This is a genomic window from Pelomonas sp. SE-A7 (assembly GCF_030345705.1).
Classification (GTDB): domain Bacteria; phylum Pseudomonadota; class Gammaproteobacteria; order Burkholderiales; family Burkholderiaceae_C; genus JAUASW01.
In genome coordinates, this window is sequence record NZ_JAUASW010000001.1 from 1503144 (window position 1) to 1519923 (window position 16780).

A 16780-nucleotide genomic window follows, 5' to 3' on the forward strand; every position below is an offset into this window, starting at 1 on the left:
CCCCGCCAGGCGCTGCTGCGGTGTTTCCCCCTAGGGCGCAACGGCAGCGGCAAAGGCGGGTGCCGCGGCCCGCCGATTTGATGCGGAGTGCGCACGGAACGAAGCCTGTTCAGGCGTCAGGTTTCGGCTTGAACAAGACCTGACCCCAGGCATTCCTCTCTGCCCTCGGGCCGCTTGCCGGCGATGATCATGGCCAGCACCTCGTCTTCGGTGACATCGGCACAGGCATAGGTGCCGACGCGACGACCGTTCTTCATCACGCAAAGCCGGTCGGCCAGGGCGAACACCTCGTGAAGGTCGTGGCTGATCAGGAAGATGGCCACGCCCTCGGCCTTGAGACTGCGGATCAGGCGCGCCACCATGGCCGTCTCTTCGGGACCCAGGGCCGCGCAGGGCTCGTCCATGACCAGGATGCGGGCATTGAACAGCAGGGCCCGCGAGATCGCCACCACCTGGCGCTGGCCGCCGGACAAGCGGCGCACCGGCACATGGAAATTCCTGAACTGCGGATTGAGCCTGGCAAACACTTCGCGGGCCTTGGCATCCATGCGCAACTCGTCGAGCAGGCGCCACGGCGTCAGCCATTCGCGGCCGAGGAAGAGGTTGGCCACGGCGTCCAGGTTGTCGGCCAGGGCCAGCGTCTGGTGGATGGTCTCCAGCCCCAGGGCCTGGGCATCGGCCGGCGTGCGGATCTCGACCTTGCGGCCCTGGATGAACACCTCGCCGCTGTCGATGGCGTGAACACCGGCCAGCAGCTTCATCAGCGTGGACTTGCCGGCACCGTTGTGGCCCAGCACGGCGACCACCTCGCCGGGATGGAGGTCCAGGCTCACGTCCTCGACCGCATGCACGCCGCCGAAGGCCTTGTGGATGTTGCGCAGCGAGACGGCCGGGATCATTGGAGCCCCTCCCCCGCATAGCGCCGGTACAGCACGTCGAACACCACGGCCATGATCAGCACCTGGCCCATCAGCACCATGCGCAGGCCCACCGACACGTCTAGCAGCAGCAGGCCGCTGTCCAGCGTCTGCATGATCAGCGCGCCCAGCACCGAGCCGAGGATGCTGCCGCTGCCACCGGCCAGCGTGGTGCCGCCTATGACGGCGGCGGCGATCACATAGAGCTCCATGCCGGTGCCCAGCGAATTGGTGCCGGCATTGAGCCGCGCCACCGAGACCACGGCAGCCACGCAGACCAGCAGGCCCAGCAGCAGGTAGAGCTGCAGCGTGACTCGGCGCACCGGAATGCCGACCAGGGCCGCCGCCTCCGGATTGCCGCCCAGCGCGAACACATAGCGACCGAAGCGGGTGCGCCGCACGATGAAGGACAGCAGCAGGGCCACGGCGATCCAGATCAGCACCGGCACCGGCAGGCCCTGGCCGAGCTCTTTGTCGGGGATCTGGTAGGCGTTCATGGTGGCCACGAAGACGATGGCGAGTGCGCAAGGCAGCAGCGTCAGCAGCAGGTCCAACGTCAAGGGCCGCGGCGCGATACCGAACTTCCGCAGCCGCCGCCGGCGCAAGAAAAGGATGAGCAGCAAGGCCGTGCACAGCAGAGCGCACAGCAACCAGCTCCAGCGCGGCCCGATGGCGCCGCTGTAGCCGCCGCCCAGCATCAGAAAGGATTCGTCGCTGATCGGCTGGGTCTTGCCGTCGGCTACCAGGAAGGCCGCGCCGCGCAGGCTCATCAGCCCGCCGAGCGTGACCACGAACGAGGGCACGCCCAGCCAGGCGGTCAGCGCGCCCTGGTAAGCCGCGACGGCAATGGCCAGGCCCAACCCCGCGGCGGCCGCGGCCGGCCAGGACCATTGCTTGGTGTAGATCAGCCAGGCAATCAGCACGCCGACGAAACCCAGGGCCGAGCCGATGGACAGGTCGATGTGGCGGGCCACGATGACCAGCACGACCACGGTCGCGAGGATGCCCACGACCGCCGTCTGCTGGACCAGGTTGTAGAGGTTTTCGGGCGTGAGGAAGAGGCCGCCGGACAAGCCGTCGAAGGCCAGGGCCAGCAGCACCAGCACGCCGGCCATGCAGGCCATGCGCCAGTCCACCGACCGGGTCCAGCCGGGCGCCCTGCCCTTCATTTGCAGGCGGCCGGCGCGCCGGCTGCGGCCACGCCCTTGCATAGCTCGGCCTTGCCTATCCAGCCGGAGCCGACGACCAGGTCCAGGTTCTCGCGGGTCACCGGCACCGGCTTGAGGAAGAGAGCGTCCACCGACAGCTTCTTGTCACCGCCGGTCCACTTGACCATGCCCTCGACCGGCTTGCGCGCCGCGAGGCTGCTGGCCACGGCCGCCGCCTGCTGGCCGAGCTGGCGCGCATCCTTCCAGACCGACACCGTCTGCAGCCCCAGGGCCACGCGGTTCAGCGCCGCATGGTCGCCGTCTTGGCCGGACAGGGGCAGGCCCTTGATGCCACGCGCCGCCAGTGCCGCCACCACGCCACCGGCCGTGCCGTCGTTGGCGGCGATCACCGCATCGACCTTGCCGCCGGTGCGGGTGAGGATCTGCTCCATGTTCTTCTGCGCCACCTCGGGCCGCCAGCCCTCGGTGTATTCCTCGCCGACGATCTGGACCTCGCCCTTCTTGATCGCCGGCTCCAGCACCTCCTGCTGGCCGGCGCGAAGGAAATCCGAATTGGGATCGGATGCCGATCCCTTGATGATCACGAAGCGCCCCTTGGGCTTGGCCGCCAGCACGGCCCTGGCCTGCAGGCGGCCGACCTCCTTGTTGTCGAAGCTGATGTAGAACACCCCGGGCGCCTCGATCAGGCGGTCGTAGGCAATCACCGGGATCTTGCGCTGCGCTGCCTTGCGCAGGGCCGGCAGGATGGCGTCCTTGTCCATAGCCAGGATCACCAGCACCTGGGCGCCCTTGGCGATCAGGCCGTCGATGTCGGCCAGCTGCTTCTCGGGCGAGCCGGCGGCGTCGGCACTGAGATAGCTGTCGCCGGTCCTGGCCAGTTGTGCTTTCAGCGCGGCCTCGTCGGTCTTCCAGCGTTCCTCCTGGAAGTTGGACCAGCTCACACCCACCTTGGCCGCATGCGCTGCCGGGCAGGCCAGCGCGGCGGTGGCCAGGGCCAGGGCCAGGGTTCGAATCGCGGTCATGCCTGTCTCCGTTCTGATCGACGCGTGCGGCTGCGACGGCCCCGCATCGCGAGCCGCGGGCGCTTGGAAATGCAGAGCGATCTTGCCAGCCGCCCCCGGCCCCATCCCTCCGGATTAGCCGCAGGTATGCGGGGGAACCCCGCCCCCCCCCCCCCCGAATCCCGTGCGCATAGCGCCCTCAGGCAGGGAAAAGCCGAATCTCACTGGTTGGTAAGCATCCAAGAATCGGCCCGGTTTTCAACCCGCATTGGAGTCCTCAGCATGCTGCGAATTTCTTCGTCTGTTGCCGCTCTGCGGCCCACCCTGGCCCTCGCCCTGATGCTTCAAGTGCTCAGCGGCTGCGGGGGTGGCGATGACCGTGGCCTGACCGACTCGCAGGAGCCGGTCGCGAGGCTGGAAGCCGCGTACGGCGGTGCCGACGGATTGCGCCAATTCTTCGACACCCACAGCGCCGCCCAGATCAGCGCCGAGCTGAGCAAGTACGGCATCGGCTACGAGGTGCACGAGGTCGAGACCAAGTCGAAGATCCAGGAAGCCAAACCGCAGGCGATCACCGACTGCGTCAAGTACTTCCCCACGGCCGATCGCACCAAGTGGCACAACTTCAACGGCGAGTACTACTACATCGACAGCAACGGCCGGCCCAACAAGGCCTACGCCGACCTGCCGCCGATCAAGGCCGAGGCGCGACAGGACAGCTGCCAGACCAGCATCGGCCAATGGGGCGATGCCGAGAACCCGAGCAACGACTATGACGGCGGCCACCTGATCGGCTCGCAGCTGGGCGGCTGGGGCGGCCGCGCCAACATCGTGCCGCAGGACGCCAACTTCAATCGCGGCAACTGGGCCCAGCTCGAGAACAAGATGGCCACCTGCGGCGGCCTGGCCACCGGAGCCATGCGCTACAGCATCGACGTCGCCTATCCCAGTGCCTCGGCCCTGGTGCCGTCGAGCTTCACCATGACCATCACCAAGCAGAGCAACGGTGCCAAGGTCACGATGAAATTCACCAATGTGGACGGGGGCGGCCCGAATGGCACCGCCGACCGCATCCGCGGTACGGACTTCCTGGCGGCCAACGGCTGCAACTGAGGCACGGCGCGGTTCGGAAAGCAAAAAGCCCGACAGATCTGAGATCTACCGGGCTTTTGCGGGTTCCTCGTACGAAGACGAGGCCTACCGAATTTGGTAGGCGCGATTGGATTCGAACCAACGACCCCCACCATGTCAAGGTGGTGCTCTAACCAACTGAGCTACGCGCCTGAAGAGCTTCGCACTATAGCATGGTTTTTTGGGGCTCCAGAAAACACGCCCTGCACGGACCTCATTTGCGCCGCGCTGCCCGCACGCCGCTGATCTGCGCGACGCTGCGCAAGACCTGACCCAGCTTGGCGGAATCGGCCACCTCGACAGTGAAGCTCATCCAGGCCGTGTCGACGCCTGCCTTCACCGACTGCGTGTTCACGGCCGTGACGTTGAGCTTCTCCTTGGCGAACACCTCGAGCACGTCGCGCAGCAGGCCCGGACGGTCGCTGCCTTCGACCAGTACGTCGGTCGGGTAGACCCCGCCCTTGCCCTCGCCCCAGGTCACGGCGATCACGCGTTCGGGCGAGCGGCCGGCGATCTCGCGGAAGTTGCTGCAGTCCTGGCGATGGATGGCTACGCCCTTGCCGCGCGTGACGTAGCCGCCTATGGCATCGGGCGGCGCGGGCCGGCAGCAGCGGGCCAGATTGGTCAGCAGCGAATCGACGCCGACCACCAGCACGCCACCCTTGGGCGCGCCGCTGGAGCCTGGTCGCACGCGTCGTTGCGCCAGCCATTCATCCTCGTCGGGCTCGGGTTCAGGCGGACGCAGCAGCAGCTCGATGTTGCGCAGCGAGTATTCGTCCTTGCCGACCACCTCGAACAGCGCATCCGCATTCTTGAAGCCCAGGCGCGCGGCCAGTTCCTCGAGCCGCATCGCCGTCTTGCCCTCGCGCTGCAGCAGCTTCTCGACCAGCTCGCGGCCCTTGGCCACGGTCTCGGCCAGTTGCAGGGCATTGAACCAAGCCCGCACCTTGGCGCGCGAGCGCTGGCTCTGCAGGAAGCCCAGCTCGGCGTTGAGCCAGTCCAGCGAAGGACCGCCTTCCTTGGCCGCCGTGATCTCGACCGTCTGGCCACTCTTGAGCCGCGTGCTGAGCGGCACCATCACACCGTCGACCTTGGCGCCGCGGCAGCGATGGCCCAGGCTGGTGTGGACCGCGTAGGCGAAGTCGATGGGCGTCGCGCCCGCACTCAGCTCCACGATTGACGCCTGCGGCGTGAACACATAAAGCCTGTCGTCGAACAAGGCCGGCTCCTGCGCCGCCGTGTCGCGCTCCCAGGCCAAGAGCTGGTGCAGCACCGCGCGGCGCGCCTGGGCGACCTGCTCCTCGAAGTCACCGGCCGCACTGACACCTGCATAGCCTCGCGCCCCAGCCTCCTTGTAGGCCCAGTGAGCTGCCACGCCATGTTCGGCATGCTCATGCATGGCCCGCGTGCGGATCTGCACTTCCATGGCCTTGCCGCCCGGGCCCAGCACGACGGTGTGCAGCGACTGGTAGCCATTGGGCTTGGGCTTGGCGATGTAGTCGTCGAACTCGCCTTCTACCGGCCTGTAGAGCTCGTGCAGCCGGCTCAGGACCGTGTAGCACTCCTTCACGTCGGCGACGATCACCCGCAGCGCCCGCAGGTCGAAGACACGCTCGATGTCCAGGCCCTTGCCCTGCATCTTTTTCCAGATGCTGTAGAGATGCTTGGGCCGCCCCTGCACTTCCGCCGTGATGCCTTGCGACTGCAGATCGGCTTCCAGCAGACGACGGGCCTCCTCGATGCGCTGCTCGCGCTCCACCCGCTTCTCGTCCAGCGCACGGGCGATGCTTCGGTAGTCCTCGCCCTGCAGGAAGCGGAAGCTCAGGTCTTCCAGCTCCCACTTGATCTGCCAGATGCCCAGCCGGTTGGCCAGCGGCGCGAACACCTGCTGAGATTCGGCCGCCAGGTCCAGCGGGCAGGCGGTCTTGCTGGCAGCGAAGAAGCGCAGCGTCTGCAGCCGCGAGGCCAGGCGCAGCAGCACCACGCGCAGGTCATGCGAGAAGGCCAGCAGCATCTTGCGCACGCGCTCGGTCTGGGTGGCACGCTGCTCATCGCCGACCTTGGCAGCACGCGCCGCACGCTGGATCTGCACCAGCTTGCGCGTGTGCGTGACCAGGCTCGCATAGGACTCGCCGAAGGCCTTGGCGACGATGTCCTCGGGCTTGTTCAGGAAGTCACCTGCATAGACCAGGTAGGACGCCGCCTGCAGGGCCGGTGCCGCGCCAATGCCGGCCAGGATCTGGGCCACGCCGTCCGCATGGGCCAGCGCCTCCTCGCCGCTGTCCAGCAGCTGGCCGCCCAGCAGGGGCTCGGCGAATGCTCGCGCCCGCTGCACCTCGGCGGCATCGGCCGGCTGCGCGAAATCCAGGGTGACGATGGGCGCTGCGGGGCCGCCCTGTGCGGCGGTCTTCATGCGGAAAACAGAAAGGCCCTCACGGCAGCAATCTGGTCGGCGGCCTGCAGCGTGGGCGCATGGCCGACGCCGGCGAACTCGGCCAGCTGGGCGCAGGGCCCACGATGGCCCATGGCCTCGGCCGTGGCGCGCGACAGCAGGTCGGAATCAGCCCCGCGCAGCACCAGGGTCGGTGCTTCCACAGCATCCCAGGCGGCCCACAGCGCGGCCTCGCCGGCCGTGGCCATCTCCTGCGTGATGCCGGTCATGGGGATCGCGATGGACGGGTCGTAGTGCAGGCGCAGCCGTTCGCCCGCCTGGCGGAACATGGGCTTGGACAGCTCCAACCAGGCCTCCTTGCTGTGCGGCCCGAAGCCGACCGAGACCCGCTTCAGGTAGTCGGCGCCCTCTTCCAGCGTCGCAAAGGTCGGGCCCTTGCCGAGGTACTGGCCTATGCGCTGCAAGGATGCGAATTCGATGGTCGGCCCCACGTCGTTCAGCACCAGGCGGGTGATGGGGCTGCGCTTCTGCGCCGCCAGGCCCAGGCCTATCAGGCCGCCCATCGAGGTGCCCACCCAGTGGACCTGGTCCGTGCCCAACCGCGCGATCAGGGTGACCATGTCGGCCACATAGCTGGGGATCTGATACAGGGCCGGATTGGGCAGCCAGTCCGAATGGCCGCGCCCGACCACGTCGGGGCAGACCACGCGGTAGCGTTCGCACATCGCCCGCGCCAGCGCATCGAAGTCCCGCCCCTGGCGCGACAGGCCGTGCACGCAGACCAGCACCGGCGCGTCGGGCGAAGGGCCGGCCCACTCCCAATAGGCCATGTGGTGCAGGCCCACGGGGCTCAGGCACTGCACGCGCTTCAGGGTGGGGTCAGACATTGTTTGTATCCTTGCAGACTTCGCGACCATCCTAGCAAGCCAAGAAGGACTTCAGACCATGTTGTTGAAAGGCAAGACCGCCCTAGTCACCGGCTCCACCAGCGGCATCGGCCTCGGAATCGCGCTGACCCTGGCTAGGGAGGGTGCGAACATCGTGTTGAACGGCTTCGGCGACCATGAGGGCCCCAAGGCCGAGGTGGCGGCCCTGGGCGCCAAGGTCGGCTTCCATGGTGCCGACATGAGCAAGCCCGCCGACATCGAGGCCATGATGGCCTATGTGGACGCCGAGTTCGGCGGCTGCGACATCCTGGTCAACAACGCCGGCATCCAGCATGTGGCGCCGGTCGATGAGTTCCCGGTCGAGCGCTGGGACGCGATCATCGCCATCAACCTGAGCTCGGCCTTCCACACCACCCGCCTCGCCCTGCCGGGCATGAAGAAGCGCGGCTGGGGCCGGGTCTTGAACATCGCCTCGGTCCACGGCCTGGTGGCCTCGGCCAACAAGAGCGCCTATGTGGCCGCCAAGCACGGCATCGTCGGCTTTACCAAGGCAGCGGCACTTGAAACGGCGACCACCGGCGTGACCGTCAATGCGATCTGCCCCGGCTGGGTGCTGACCCCGCTGGTACAGAAGCAGGTAGACGCTCGCGCCGCGGCCGATGGCGTGGACAACGAGGAAGCCAAGCGCCGCCTGCTGGTCGAGAAGCAGCCCTCGCTGCAGTTCACCACGCCCGAGCAGTTGGGCGAGCTGGCCGTGTTCCTGTGCTCGGATGCCGCCGCCAACGTCCGGGGCCAGGCCTGGTCGCTGGATGGCGGTTGGACAGCGCAGTGATGGAGCCCCCGGTCCGAGCCAAATGCGCTCGGTCCGCCCCCCGAGGGGGCGCGAGTCGTCCTTGGGAGCGGCCCGGCGAACGACTCGCAGTCAGGCTTAGCTCAGCTCCGACTGCTTTTCGATGACGCGCGAGACGATGCCGTATTCAACGGCCTCGTCCGCGCTCATCCAGTAGTCGCGCTCCATGTCGGCCATCACCGTGTCCAGCGGCTTGCCGGTCTGGGTGGCGATCACCTGGGCGATGCGCTCGCGGGTCTTGATGATCTCGCGGGCCATGATGGCGATGTCGCTGGCCTGGCCGCCGGCGCCGCCGGCCGGCTGGTGGATCATGAAGCGAGTATTGGGCAGGCAGACCCGGCGTTCCTTGGGCGGCGCCAGGAAGATGTGAGCCCCGGCGCTGGCCACCCAGCCCGTGCCCAGCGTGGTCACCGGGGCCTTGATGAAGCGGATCATGTCGTGGATCGCGTCGCCCGATTCCACATGGCCGCCCGGCGAGGAGATCAAGAGCGTGATCGGCGCATCCGAATCGGCCGCCAGAGCCAGCAGGCGGCGGCAGGTGGCATGGGCCATCTTGTCGTCGATCTCGCCGAACACCATCACGAAGCGCGACTTGAAGCTCAGCTGCTCTTCGAGCTTGTCCACGGCCTCGGGCTTGGTCGCCTTGTCCTCGGCGGCATTTCTTTGCAGGTTCATTTCGGGTCCTTGAAACGGATGGCGCATTGTTGCGCAAGCCGGGGCCTCACTTGTTGACCAGGTTCATCAGCACCGAGCCGCTGACCGAGACGCTGACCGTGGCACGACCCGACTCTATGGGCAGGGATTCTTCGGCCATGGCCAGGGTCTTGGCGCGCATCATGGGCATGGCCTGCACTGCCTCGCTGGTGTTGACGCTGACCTCGCCTATCACGTAGCCGGCATAGCCGAACTGCTTGGCATAGTCGGCCGCCTGGGCCCGGAAACGCTGGATCGCCTCGCCCGAGACCTGGCGTTCGGCCTTCTCCCTCGCCTCGCGGGAGAGCAGGAAGCCGCTGCGCGCAATGCTCATGCTGGTGATGCGCCCGCTCAGCGCCGCGATGGCCGCCGTGTCCTTGCCTTCCACCAACAACTCGGCCTGGCCTTGCCAGCCGTTGATGCCACCCTTGATCGAGTAGCGCGGGAACAGCGAGAAATTGCCGGTCTGCACATCCACCTGGCCGGGTTTGGCGATCTTGCGCGCCTCGGTCAACGCGGCGTCGAGCGCGGCCTTGAGCTGCGCCTGGACCTGGTTGGGATCGCTGCCCTCGCGGGTGGTCGAGAACGCCAGGCTGATCACGTCGCGGGTGACCTCGGTGCTGGCGTTGACGCTGAACGACAGCAGGTCGCGCCGCGGCGGATCGATCGCCTGGGCCTGGCTGCCCAGGCTGGCCAGGACGCTGAGCAACAGGGCGGCACGTATCGTGTTCTTCATCACATCCTCCGTGAAAGAGAGAGCCGACGATACCCCGCCCCGCCGCCACGGAATTGTTACGGCGCTGTAACGCCGGCCGCCGCCCGCTTGCCGCCGCGCAAAAGCTCGCCACAATGCGCCTGTTACAAATTCGGGAGCGTCGACATGAACGCCGCCAACGCCAAGCCCAACAAGATCCTGGTCGTCGACGACGACGCCCGCATCCGCGACCTGCTGCGCCGCTATCTGACGCAGGAAGGCTTCGACGTGCTGCTGGCCGAGGACGCGCGTGCGCTGAACAAGCAGCTGACCCGCGAGAGCTTCGACCTGATCGTGCTGGACCTGATGCTGCCCGGCGAGGACGGCCTCTCCATCTGCCGCCGGCTGCGCGCCAACAACGACCTGACGCCCATCATCATGCTGACGGCCAAGGTCGAGGACGTGGACCGCATCGTGGGCCTGGAGGTTGGCGCCGATGACTACCTGGCCAAGCCCTTCAATCCGCGCGAGCTGCTGGCCCGCATCAATGCCGTGCTGCGCCGCCGCCCGGCCATGGAAGCGCCGGGCGCGCCGACCAAGGAACCGATGACGGTGCAGTTCGGCCCGTTCGAATTCGACCTGGCCCTGCGCAAGCTCAGCAAGAACGGCGAGCAACTGCCGCTGACCACGGGCGAGTTCTCCATGCTCAAGGCCCTGGTGCGGCATCCGCGCCAGCCGCTGTCGCGCGACAAGCTGGCCCAGCTGGCCCGCGGCCGCGAGTTCGAGCCCTTTGACCGCAGCCTGGACGTGCAGGTCTCGCGCCTGCGCAAGCTGCTGGAGGAAGACCCCTCGCAGCCGCGCTACATCCAGACCGTCTGGGGCATAGGCTATGTCTTCGTGCCGGACGGCGCAGCCTAAGGTCGACTGATCTGACATGACCCAGCCCCGGCTGGCCCTCAATCTTTTCTGGCGCACTTTTGCTCTGCTGGCCCTGCTGCTGATAGGCAGCGTGATGGCCTGGCAGCAGACCTTCAAGGCGCTGGAAGCGGAGCCCCGCGCGCTGGAATCGGCTCAGCAGCTGGCCGGCCTGGTCAACCTCAGCCGTGCTGCGCTGGCCGATGCCGACAGCATCAACCGCGTGGCCGTGGTCAAGTCGCTGCGCCGCAGCGAGGCGGTGCAGGTCGAGATCGCCGAACCGGGCGACCGCTTCCTGCCCTATGACGAAAACCCTTTCGCCAAGCAACTGGCCGCCGAGCTGCGCGGCCGCCTGGGGCCGGACACCATAGTCGCACGCAGCGTCAACAAGGTCGACGGCCTGTGGGTGCGCTTCAGTATCGAGGGCGATGCCTACTGGCTGCGCACCAGCCCGGCGCCGCTGTCCATCTCCTCGAGCGGCAACTGGTGGTGGGTGCTGATCGCCCTGGTGGCCACCATGCTCGGCTCGGCCGGCGTGGCCCGGCTGATCAACCAGCCGCTGCGCGAGCTGTCCATCGCCGCCGGCCGGATCCGCGAGGGCGAGTACGACTCGCGCCTGGACGAGAGCACGCTGACCAGCGAGATCCGCGAGGTCAACATGGGTTTCAACCGCATGGCCCGCGAGCTGGCCCGCATGGAAGAAGACCGTACCGTGATGCTGGCCGGCATTTCGCATGACCTGCGCACGCCGCTGGCCCGCTTGCGGCTCGAGGCCGAGATGAGCGTCGGCGACGAGCAGGCCCGGCAGTTCATGGCCCAGGACATCGACCAGCTCGACGCCATCATCAGCAAGTTCATGGACTATGCGCGGCCGAACGAAACCAAGCTGACCCCGGTCAACCTGGCCGAGCTGGTGGAGCGCGAGGCCATGGCCTTCCGCGACCCTACGCAGATCCGCATCCGCGCCGACGTGCCGCTCGACATGAAGGCCTGGGCCGACGAGACCGAGCTCGGTCGGGTGCTGCTCAACCTGTTCGAGAACGCGCGCCGCTATGGACGTCATGAAGGCGAGCCTGCCGAGATCGACGTGGACTGCTACGTGGTCGAGGGCGGCCAGCTGCTGCTCCGGGTGCGCGACCACGGCCCCGGCGTGCCGGCCGACAAGCTGCACTCGCTGACGACGCCCTTCTACCGCGGCGACAAGGCCCGCACCGCCGCCACCGGCGCCGGCCTGGGCCTGGCCATCGTCGACAAGTCCTTGCAGCGCATAGGCGCCCAGCTGGAGCTGGCCAACGCCGAGGGAGGCGGCCTGCTCGCCCTGATCAAACTGAGACAGGCGAGCTGAAGGCCGTCAGCAGGCAGACGGCTCGCGCCTCGATGGCGCGGCCCTCGCCGACCGGCCCCATCTTCTCGGCCGTCTTGGCCTTGACGTTGACCTGGCTCACCGACACGCCCAGCACCGCAGCCAGCCGCTCGCGCATGGCCGGGATATGCGGCGCCATCTTGGGTGCCTGGGCAATGATGGTGGCGTCGAGATTGCCCAGCATCCAGCCCTCGGCCTGCACACGGCGATAGGCCTCGGCCAGCAGGACCATGGAATCGGCACCCTTGAACTCGGCCGCCGTGTCGGGGAACAGCTTGCCGATGTCGCCCAGCGCCGCGGCGCCCAGCAGGGCGTCGGTGATCGCATGAGCCAGGGCATCGGCGTCGGAATGGCCCAGCAGGCCATGCGAATGCGGAATCGTCACGCCGCCCAGGATCAGCGGGCGGCCGGTGACCAGCTGGTGGGTGTCCCAGCCCTCGCCGATACGGATGTTCAGGGTCGTCATCTTCAGCGCGTCCTCAGCAGTCGCTCGGCCAGGGCGAAGTCGGCCGGCCAGGTGAGCTTGAAATTTTCCAGCGGAGCGGCCACCAGCAGCGGGCGGTGGCCCAGGGCCTCGATGGCGCTGGCTTCGTCGGTGACGGCAGCGCCTGCAGCCGCCAATGCCGGGCGCAGCAGGCCCAGGCGGAACATCTGCGGCGTCTGGGCCGCCCATTTGCCGCTGCGGTCCAGCGTGGCACGAACTCGGTTCTGGTCCGCATCCTTGAGCGTGTCGGCCAATGGCAGGGCCAGCAGTCCGCCGACCTCGTCGTCGGCACAGGCCGCTATCAGTTGCTCGACCCATTCCGGCCGCAAGAGGCAGCGCGCCGCGTCGTGGACCAGCACCCAGTCCTGCGGCTGGGCGCCGCGGGCCACAAGTTCCTGCAATCCATTGGCCACGGTCTCGGCTCGCGAGGCACCACCACAGCGGGCGATCCAGCGGCGCTCGCCCTCGCCATGCTGCGGCAGGGCTGCGGCGTATTGATCGTCGTCGGGAGAGAGCACAACCAGGGTCGCCACCAGGGCCTCGACCCGTTCCAGCGCGTCCAGCGTGTGGGCCATCATGGCCTGGCCGGCCAGCGGCACGTACTGCTTGGGCCTATCGGCCCCGGAGCGTGCGCCAACGCCGGCGGCCGGCACCAGCGCATAGCAGCGCGGCAACTGGCCGATGGTGTAGTGATTCATCGGCCGCATTGTAGGAACAGGCCATGGGCGAAAATGCCGGCTCCCTATGCAAATCGACCAGCTCCGCCAGCGCCTGCGCGCGCTGGGCGCCCTCCCCAAGCATGAACAGCGCGTGCTGCGCGACTGGGTCATGGCCCGGCCGCATGACAGCGGCCGGCGCCGGCCCGAGCATTTCCTGCCGCTGGCGGTGCGCGAAGCCCTGCCCCAGATCGACGCCGAGCTGTCGGCGCTGACCCGGCTGATCTCCGAACACGCGGGCGAGGACGGCGAATCGGTGCGCCTGCTGGTGGGCCTGCACGACGGCCAGACGGTCGAGAGCGTGCTGCTGCCACGCGGCGGCCTGTGCGTGTCCAGCCAGGTGGGCTGTGCGGTCGGCTGCCAGTTCTGCATGACCGGCCGCGACGGCCTGATACGACAGGTCACCAGCGCGGAGATCGTCGCCCAGCTGGTGCTGGCGCGGCAACGCCGGGCGGTCAACAAGGTCGTATTCATGGGCATGGGCGAACCGGCCCACAACCTGGAGCACGTGATGGAGGCCATCGAGCTGATGGGTACGTTGGGCAACATCGGCCACAAGAACCTGGTGTTCTCCACCGTGGGCGACCCGCGCGTCTTCGAGCGCCTGGCCGAGGCCGGCCCGGTGCGACCGGCCCTGGCCCTGTCGCTGCACACCACCAAGCCCGAGCTGCGCCAGCAACTGCTGCCGCGCGCCCCTCGGCTGACGCCGGCCCAGATCGTCGAGGCCGGCGAGCGCTATGCCCGCGACTGCGGCTATCCGATCCAGTACCAGTGGACCTTGCTCGACGGCATCAACGACGGTGACGACGAACTGGACGGCATAGTCGCCCTGCTCAAGGGCAAGTACGGCGTGCTCAACATGATTCCGTACAACACCAACCCGGACATGCCGTTCCGCCGTCCGAGCTGGGACAAGGCCCGCGACATTGCACGCCGGCTGCACCAGCGCGGCGTGCTCACCAAGCTGCGCGACTCGGCCGGTCAGGATGTGGATGGCGGCTGCGGGCAGTTGCGGGCACGCAGCCAGGCGGAGCCGCACCCGATACGGTTCAGTCGCCCTTGACCTGCACACGCAGCAGCTGGAAGTTCACGGCCTGACCGGCCTGGTTCAGCACCACGATGCGGGCGTTGTTGTTGTTGGCTCCGACCTTGAGCACGCGCTTGCCGGCGGTGCGGTCGGAATCCCTGCAGCTCAGCTGCTTGTCGTCGACCTTGCCATCGGCCCGCGTGGGAGCCGGTGGTGCCGTGGCGCAGTCCAGCGGCTTGCCGTGCTGGGCCATGGCCTTGAGGTAGAAACCGGCGATGGAGTCCAGGCTGTCGTTGCTGGCGAACTTGCGCAAATGCAGCTTGACGCCAAAGGCACCGGCCCACAGGCCCATGCTCAGCGCCGCCGAGTCCTGCTCCTTGTCCTGCTGGGGAACGGCCCCCGGGTAGTCCGGCAGGCCGATCTCGGCCAGGGTCGCGTCCTTGCGGAATTCGGCACCGAGCTTGAAACCCTTGTCTTCGGCCACGGCCGACAGGCACAGGCCGGCGGCCAGCAATGCGGTCAGGAATCGAGTCTTGTTCATCAGGTTCTCCTCAACGAAAGAAGGCATGAACAGACTCTAAGCAAGCCCGCCGAGACCACCCAACGGCTTGCGACAGTCCGCACGATGGGCGGCCTGGAATGCACAGCCTCAGCCGGCCTTTCCCTTCTGCTTGCCGACCCAGTCGCGCACCAGCTCGCCCAGCACGCTCATGGGCACCTGGCCCGAGGTCAGGATCAGGCGGTGGAAGGCCTTGATGTCGAAGCGGGCGCCCAGCGCAGCCTCGGCCTCGCGGCGCAGCTTGCTGATCTCGAACTGGCCGATCTTGTAGCCCAGGGCCTGGCCCGGCATCACGATGTAGCGCTCGACCTCGGCCACCACGTCGCTCTCGGCCATCGAGGAATTGGCCAGCATGTAGTCAATCGCCTTCTGGCGGCTCCAGCCCTTGTGGTGCAGGCCGGTGTCGACCACCAGGCGCATGGCGCGCAGCTGCTCGTCCGACAGGCGGCCGTACCACTGGTAGGGATCGGTGAACAGGCCCAGCTCCTTGCCCAGGCTCTCGGCATACAGGGCCCAGCCTTCCACATAGGCGGTGTACGAGGTGCCGAAGCGGCGGAACTTGGGCAGGTCCTTGTCCTCCTGAGCTATGGCCACCTGGAAGTGGTGGCCCGGCGAGGCCTCGTGCAGCGACAGCGTCTCCATGCCGAAGATGGGCTGGGCCTTCAGGTTGAAGGTGTTGACGTAGAACACGCCGGGCCGCGAACCATCGGCCGAGGGGCTTTGATAGGAGGCGCCGGCCGCGCTCTGGGCACGGAAGGCCTCGACCTCGCGCACCTCGTAGTCGGCCTTGGGCGCGATGTCGAACAGTTTGGGTATCAGGCCGTTGATGCGCTTCTGCAGCTCGCGGTAGCCGGCCAGCAGGTCTTCGGGCTTGGTGTAGTAGTAGCGCGGGTCGTCCTGCAGGTGGACGAAGAAGGCCTTGAGGTCGCCTTGGAACTTGACCTCGCGGCGCACCGCGTCCATCTCGCCCAGGATGCGGGCCACTTCCTTCAAGCCCATCTCGTGGATCTGGTCAGGCGTGAGATTGGTGGTCGTGTTGCCGGCCGCCCGATAGGCATACCAGGCCTTGCCGTCGGGCAGGTCGGACCAGGCGGTGCTGCTGCGGGTCTTGGCCAGGTATTCGTCGCGGACGAAGTCGTGCAGGCGCTTGTAGGCCGGCAAGACCTGGCCCTCCAGCAGGGCACGCATCTCGTTCGTCAGACGCTCGCGGTCCGCGGCCGGCACGCCCTCGGGGAAGTTCTTGATCGGGCCCCAGAACAGGCTGTCCTCGGCCTTGTCCTTGGCCAGCGCCGCCAGCTGCGGCACGACCTTCTCCATCACCGGGCGCGGCTGCACCACGCCCTTGGCCATGCCGGTGCGCATATTGGCGATCATGCCGTCGAACACCGGCGTGGCCTTGGCCAGGCGCTTGATCCAGTCCTCGTAGTCCTTGGTGGTCTTGAACGGCTGGATGGACCGGCCCGAGCCGAGCTGGGCGATGAAGCCCGGCGTCGAGCCGAACTGGTTCAGCGGCTGCATCCAGTCCGGGAAGCGATCACCGGCCAGCGACTGCTTCAGGTTGCGTTCGAGGATGGCGTAGGACAGCTTGTCCTTGTCGTCGAGCTTGGCTCGCTTGAAGCCCTGCAGCTGCTTCAGCTGGGCCTGGGTGTAGCGCTTGCTCTCGGCGCGCCAGGCGGCCGTGGTGGTGTCGGGCAGCTGGTCGTTGTAGCGCGGGTCACCCAGCGAGGTCGCGAGGATGGGCGAGCGCTTGAGCTGCTCTTCCCAGCTGCTGTCCAGCCATTTGTGGAAGCGTTCGCCTTCGGTCGGCGCGGCGGCAACGGCCGCAATCGCGGTCAGGGCAAAAGGAAGGGCGGCAATCAGAGGGCGCATCGCGAAGACTCCGTTCGTGGCGGATGAAGGACAAGCGGGCCGGATCATAAAGGTCGATCAAGGGCCGCCCTCCCTACAATGCGGCCAGGCCCCGTCTCGGGGCTGTTGTCATT

16 protein-coding genes and 1 tRNA gene are annotated in these 16780 nt (G+C 67.6%); 5 read left to right on the forward strand and 12 right to left on the reverse strand.

Annotated elements, in window-relative coordinates; all coding sequences use genetic code 11:
• Positions 1-116 precede the first annotated feature (116 nt).
• The 3 genes from QT382_RS06790 to QT382_RS06800 are packed head-to-tail and all read right to left on the reverse strand — an operon-like array spanning position 117 to position 3108.
• Entirely contained in the window at positions 117-899 is a 783-nt protein-coding gene (locus tag QT382_RS06790) for an ATP-binding cassette domain-containing protein (protein WP_289253276.1), read from the reverse strand.
• Entirely contained in the window at positions 896-2041 is a 1146-nt protein-coding gene (locus QT382_RS06795) for a sugar ABC transporter permease (protein WP_502929881.1), read from the reverse strand. Before QT382_RS06795 ends, QT382_RS06790 begins: the two co-directional genes overlap by 4 nt.
• Positions 2042-2082: 41 nt before the next feature.
• On the reverse strand, positions 2083-3108 hold the full coding sequence (locus tag QT382_RS06800; RefSeq protein WP_289253278.1) for a substrate-binding domain-containing protein: 1026 nt from the start codon (positions 3106-3108) through the stop codon (positions 2083-2085).
• A 261-nt stretch (positions 3109-3369) separates the two neighbouring features.
• On the opposite strand from QT382_RS06800, the gene QT382_RS06805 reads away from it, so the two are divergent.
• Positions 3370-4200, forward strand: a complete 831-nt coding sequence (locus QT382_RS06805; protein ID WP_289253279.1) for a DNA/RNA non-specific endonuclease — start codon at positions 3370-3372, stop codon at positions 4198-4200.
• 94 nt (positions 4201-4294) lie between these two features.
• Here QT382_RS06805 and QT382_RS06810 read toward each other — a convergent pair.
• The 3 genes from QT382_RS06810 to QT382_RS06820 form a co-directional block, all read right to left on the reverse strand.
• A tRNA-Val gene (locus QT382_RS06810) sits at positions 4295-4371 on the reverse strand.
• Positions 4372-4432: 61 nt separating this feature from the next.
• Positions 4433-6631, reverse strand: a complete 2199-nt coding sequence (locus tag QT382_RS06815) for a RelA/SpoT family protein (RefSeq protein ID WP_289253280.1) — start codon at positions 6629-6631, stop codon at positions 4433-4435.
• The gene (locus QT382_RS06820; RefSeq protein ID WP_289253281.1) at positions 6628-7497 is read right to left on the reverse strand and encodes an alpha/beta fold hydrolase; all 870 of its coding nucleotides are present in this window, start codon (positions 7495-7497) and stop codon (positions 6628-6630) included. Before QT382_RS06820 ends, QT382_RS06815 begins: the two co-directional genes overlap by 4 nt.
• 61 nt (positions 7498-7558) lie before the next feature.
• Between QT382_RS06820 and QT382_RS06825 the strand changes: the two genes are divergently transcribed.
• Positions 7559-8329 carry a 3-hydroxybutyrate dehydrogenase gene (locus QT382_RS06825; RefSeq protein WP_289254705.1) on the forward strand — a complete coding sequence of 257 codons (771 nt, stop codon included), beginning with the start codon at positions 7559-7561 and terminating at the stop codon, positions 8327-8329.
• 96 nt (positions 8330-8425) lie between these two features.
• Here the strand turns inward: QT382_RS06825 and QT382_RS06830 are convergent, their stop codons facing one another.
• Complete coding sequence (locus QT382_RS06830) at positions 8426-9022, reverse strand: ATP-dependent Clp protease proteolytic subunit (protein WP_289253282.1); 597 nt, start codon at positions 9020-9022, stop codon at positions 8426-8428.
• 46 nt (positions 9023-9068) lie between these two features.
• A complete protein-coding gene (locus tag QT382_RS06835) occupies positions 9069-9776 on the reverse strand; it encodes an SIMPL domain-containing protein (RefSeq protein ID WP_289253283.1) in 708 nt (235 codons plus the stop codon).
• Positions 9777-9920: 144 nt separating this feature from the next.
• Here QT382_RS06835 and ompR point away from each other — a divergent pair, with 144 nt between their 5' ends.
• Both ompR and QT382_RS06845 read left to right on the forward strand, forming a co-directional pair.
• Positions 9921-10652 (forward strand): osmolarity response regulator transcription factor OmpR, encoded by a 732-nt coding sequence (gene ompR, locus QT382_RS06840; protein WP_289253284.1) that lies wholly within the window; start codon positions 9921-9923, stop codon positions 10650-10652.
• A 16-nt stretch (positions 10653-10668) separates the two neighbouring features.
• Positions 10669-11994, forward strand: coding sequence for an ATP-binding protein (locus QT382_RS06845; protein WP_289253285.1), 1326 nt, complete (start codon positions 10669-10671; stop codon positions 11992-11994).
• On the opposite strand, the gene ispF is transcribed toward QT382_RS06845, so the two are convergent.
• Entirely contained in the window at positions 11972-12478 is a 507-nt protein-coding gene (gene ispF, locus QT382_RS06850) for a 2-C-methyl-D-erythritol 2,4-cyclodiphosphate synthase (RefSeq protein ID WP_289253286.1), read from the reverse strand. The genes QT382_RS06845 and ispF overlap by 23 nt on opposite strands.
• A gap of 2 nt (positions 12479-12480) precedes the next feature.
• The gene (gene ispD, locus QT382_RS06855) at positions 12481-13194 is read right to left on the reverse strand and encodes a 2-C-methyl-D-erythritol 4-phosphate cytidylyltransferase (RefSeq protein WP_289253287.1); all 714 of its coding nucleotides are present in this window, start codon (positions 13192-13194) and stop codon (positions 12481-12483) included.
• A gap of 46 nt (positions 13195-13240) precedes the next feature.
• Between ispD and QT382_RS06860 the strand changes: the two genes are divergently transcribed.
• Entirely contained in the window at positions 13241-14275 is a 1035-nt protein-coding gene (locus QT382_RS06860; RefSeq protein ID WP_289253288.1) for an RNA methyltransferase, read from the forward strand.
• Here QT382_RS06860 and QT382_RS06865 read toward each other — a convergent pair.
• Together QT382_RS06865 and QT382_RS06870 are read right to left on the reverse strand one after the other, a co-directional pair.
• On the reverse strand, positions 14262-14780 hold the full coding sequence (locus tag QT382_RS06865; protein WP_289253289.1) for a hypothetical protein: 519 nt from the start codon (positions 14778-14780) through the stop codon (positions 14262-14264). The two genes, QT382_RS06860 and QT382_RS06865, sit on opposite strands and share 14 nt — an antisense overlap.
• 108 nt (positions 14781-14888) lie before the next feature.
• Positions 14889-16667, reverse strand: coding sequence for a DUF885 domain-containing protein (locus QT382_RS06870; RefSeq protein ID WP_289253290.1), 1779 nt, complete (start codon positions 16665-16667; stop codon positions 14889-14891).
• Between the last annotated feature and the right edge of the window lie 113 nt (positions 16668-16780).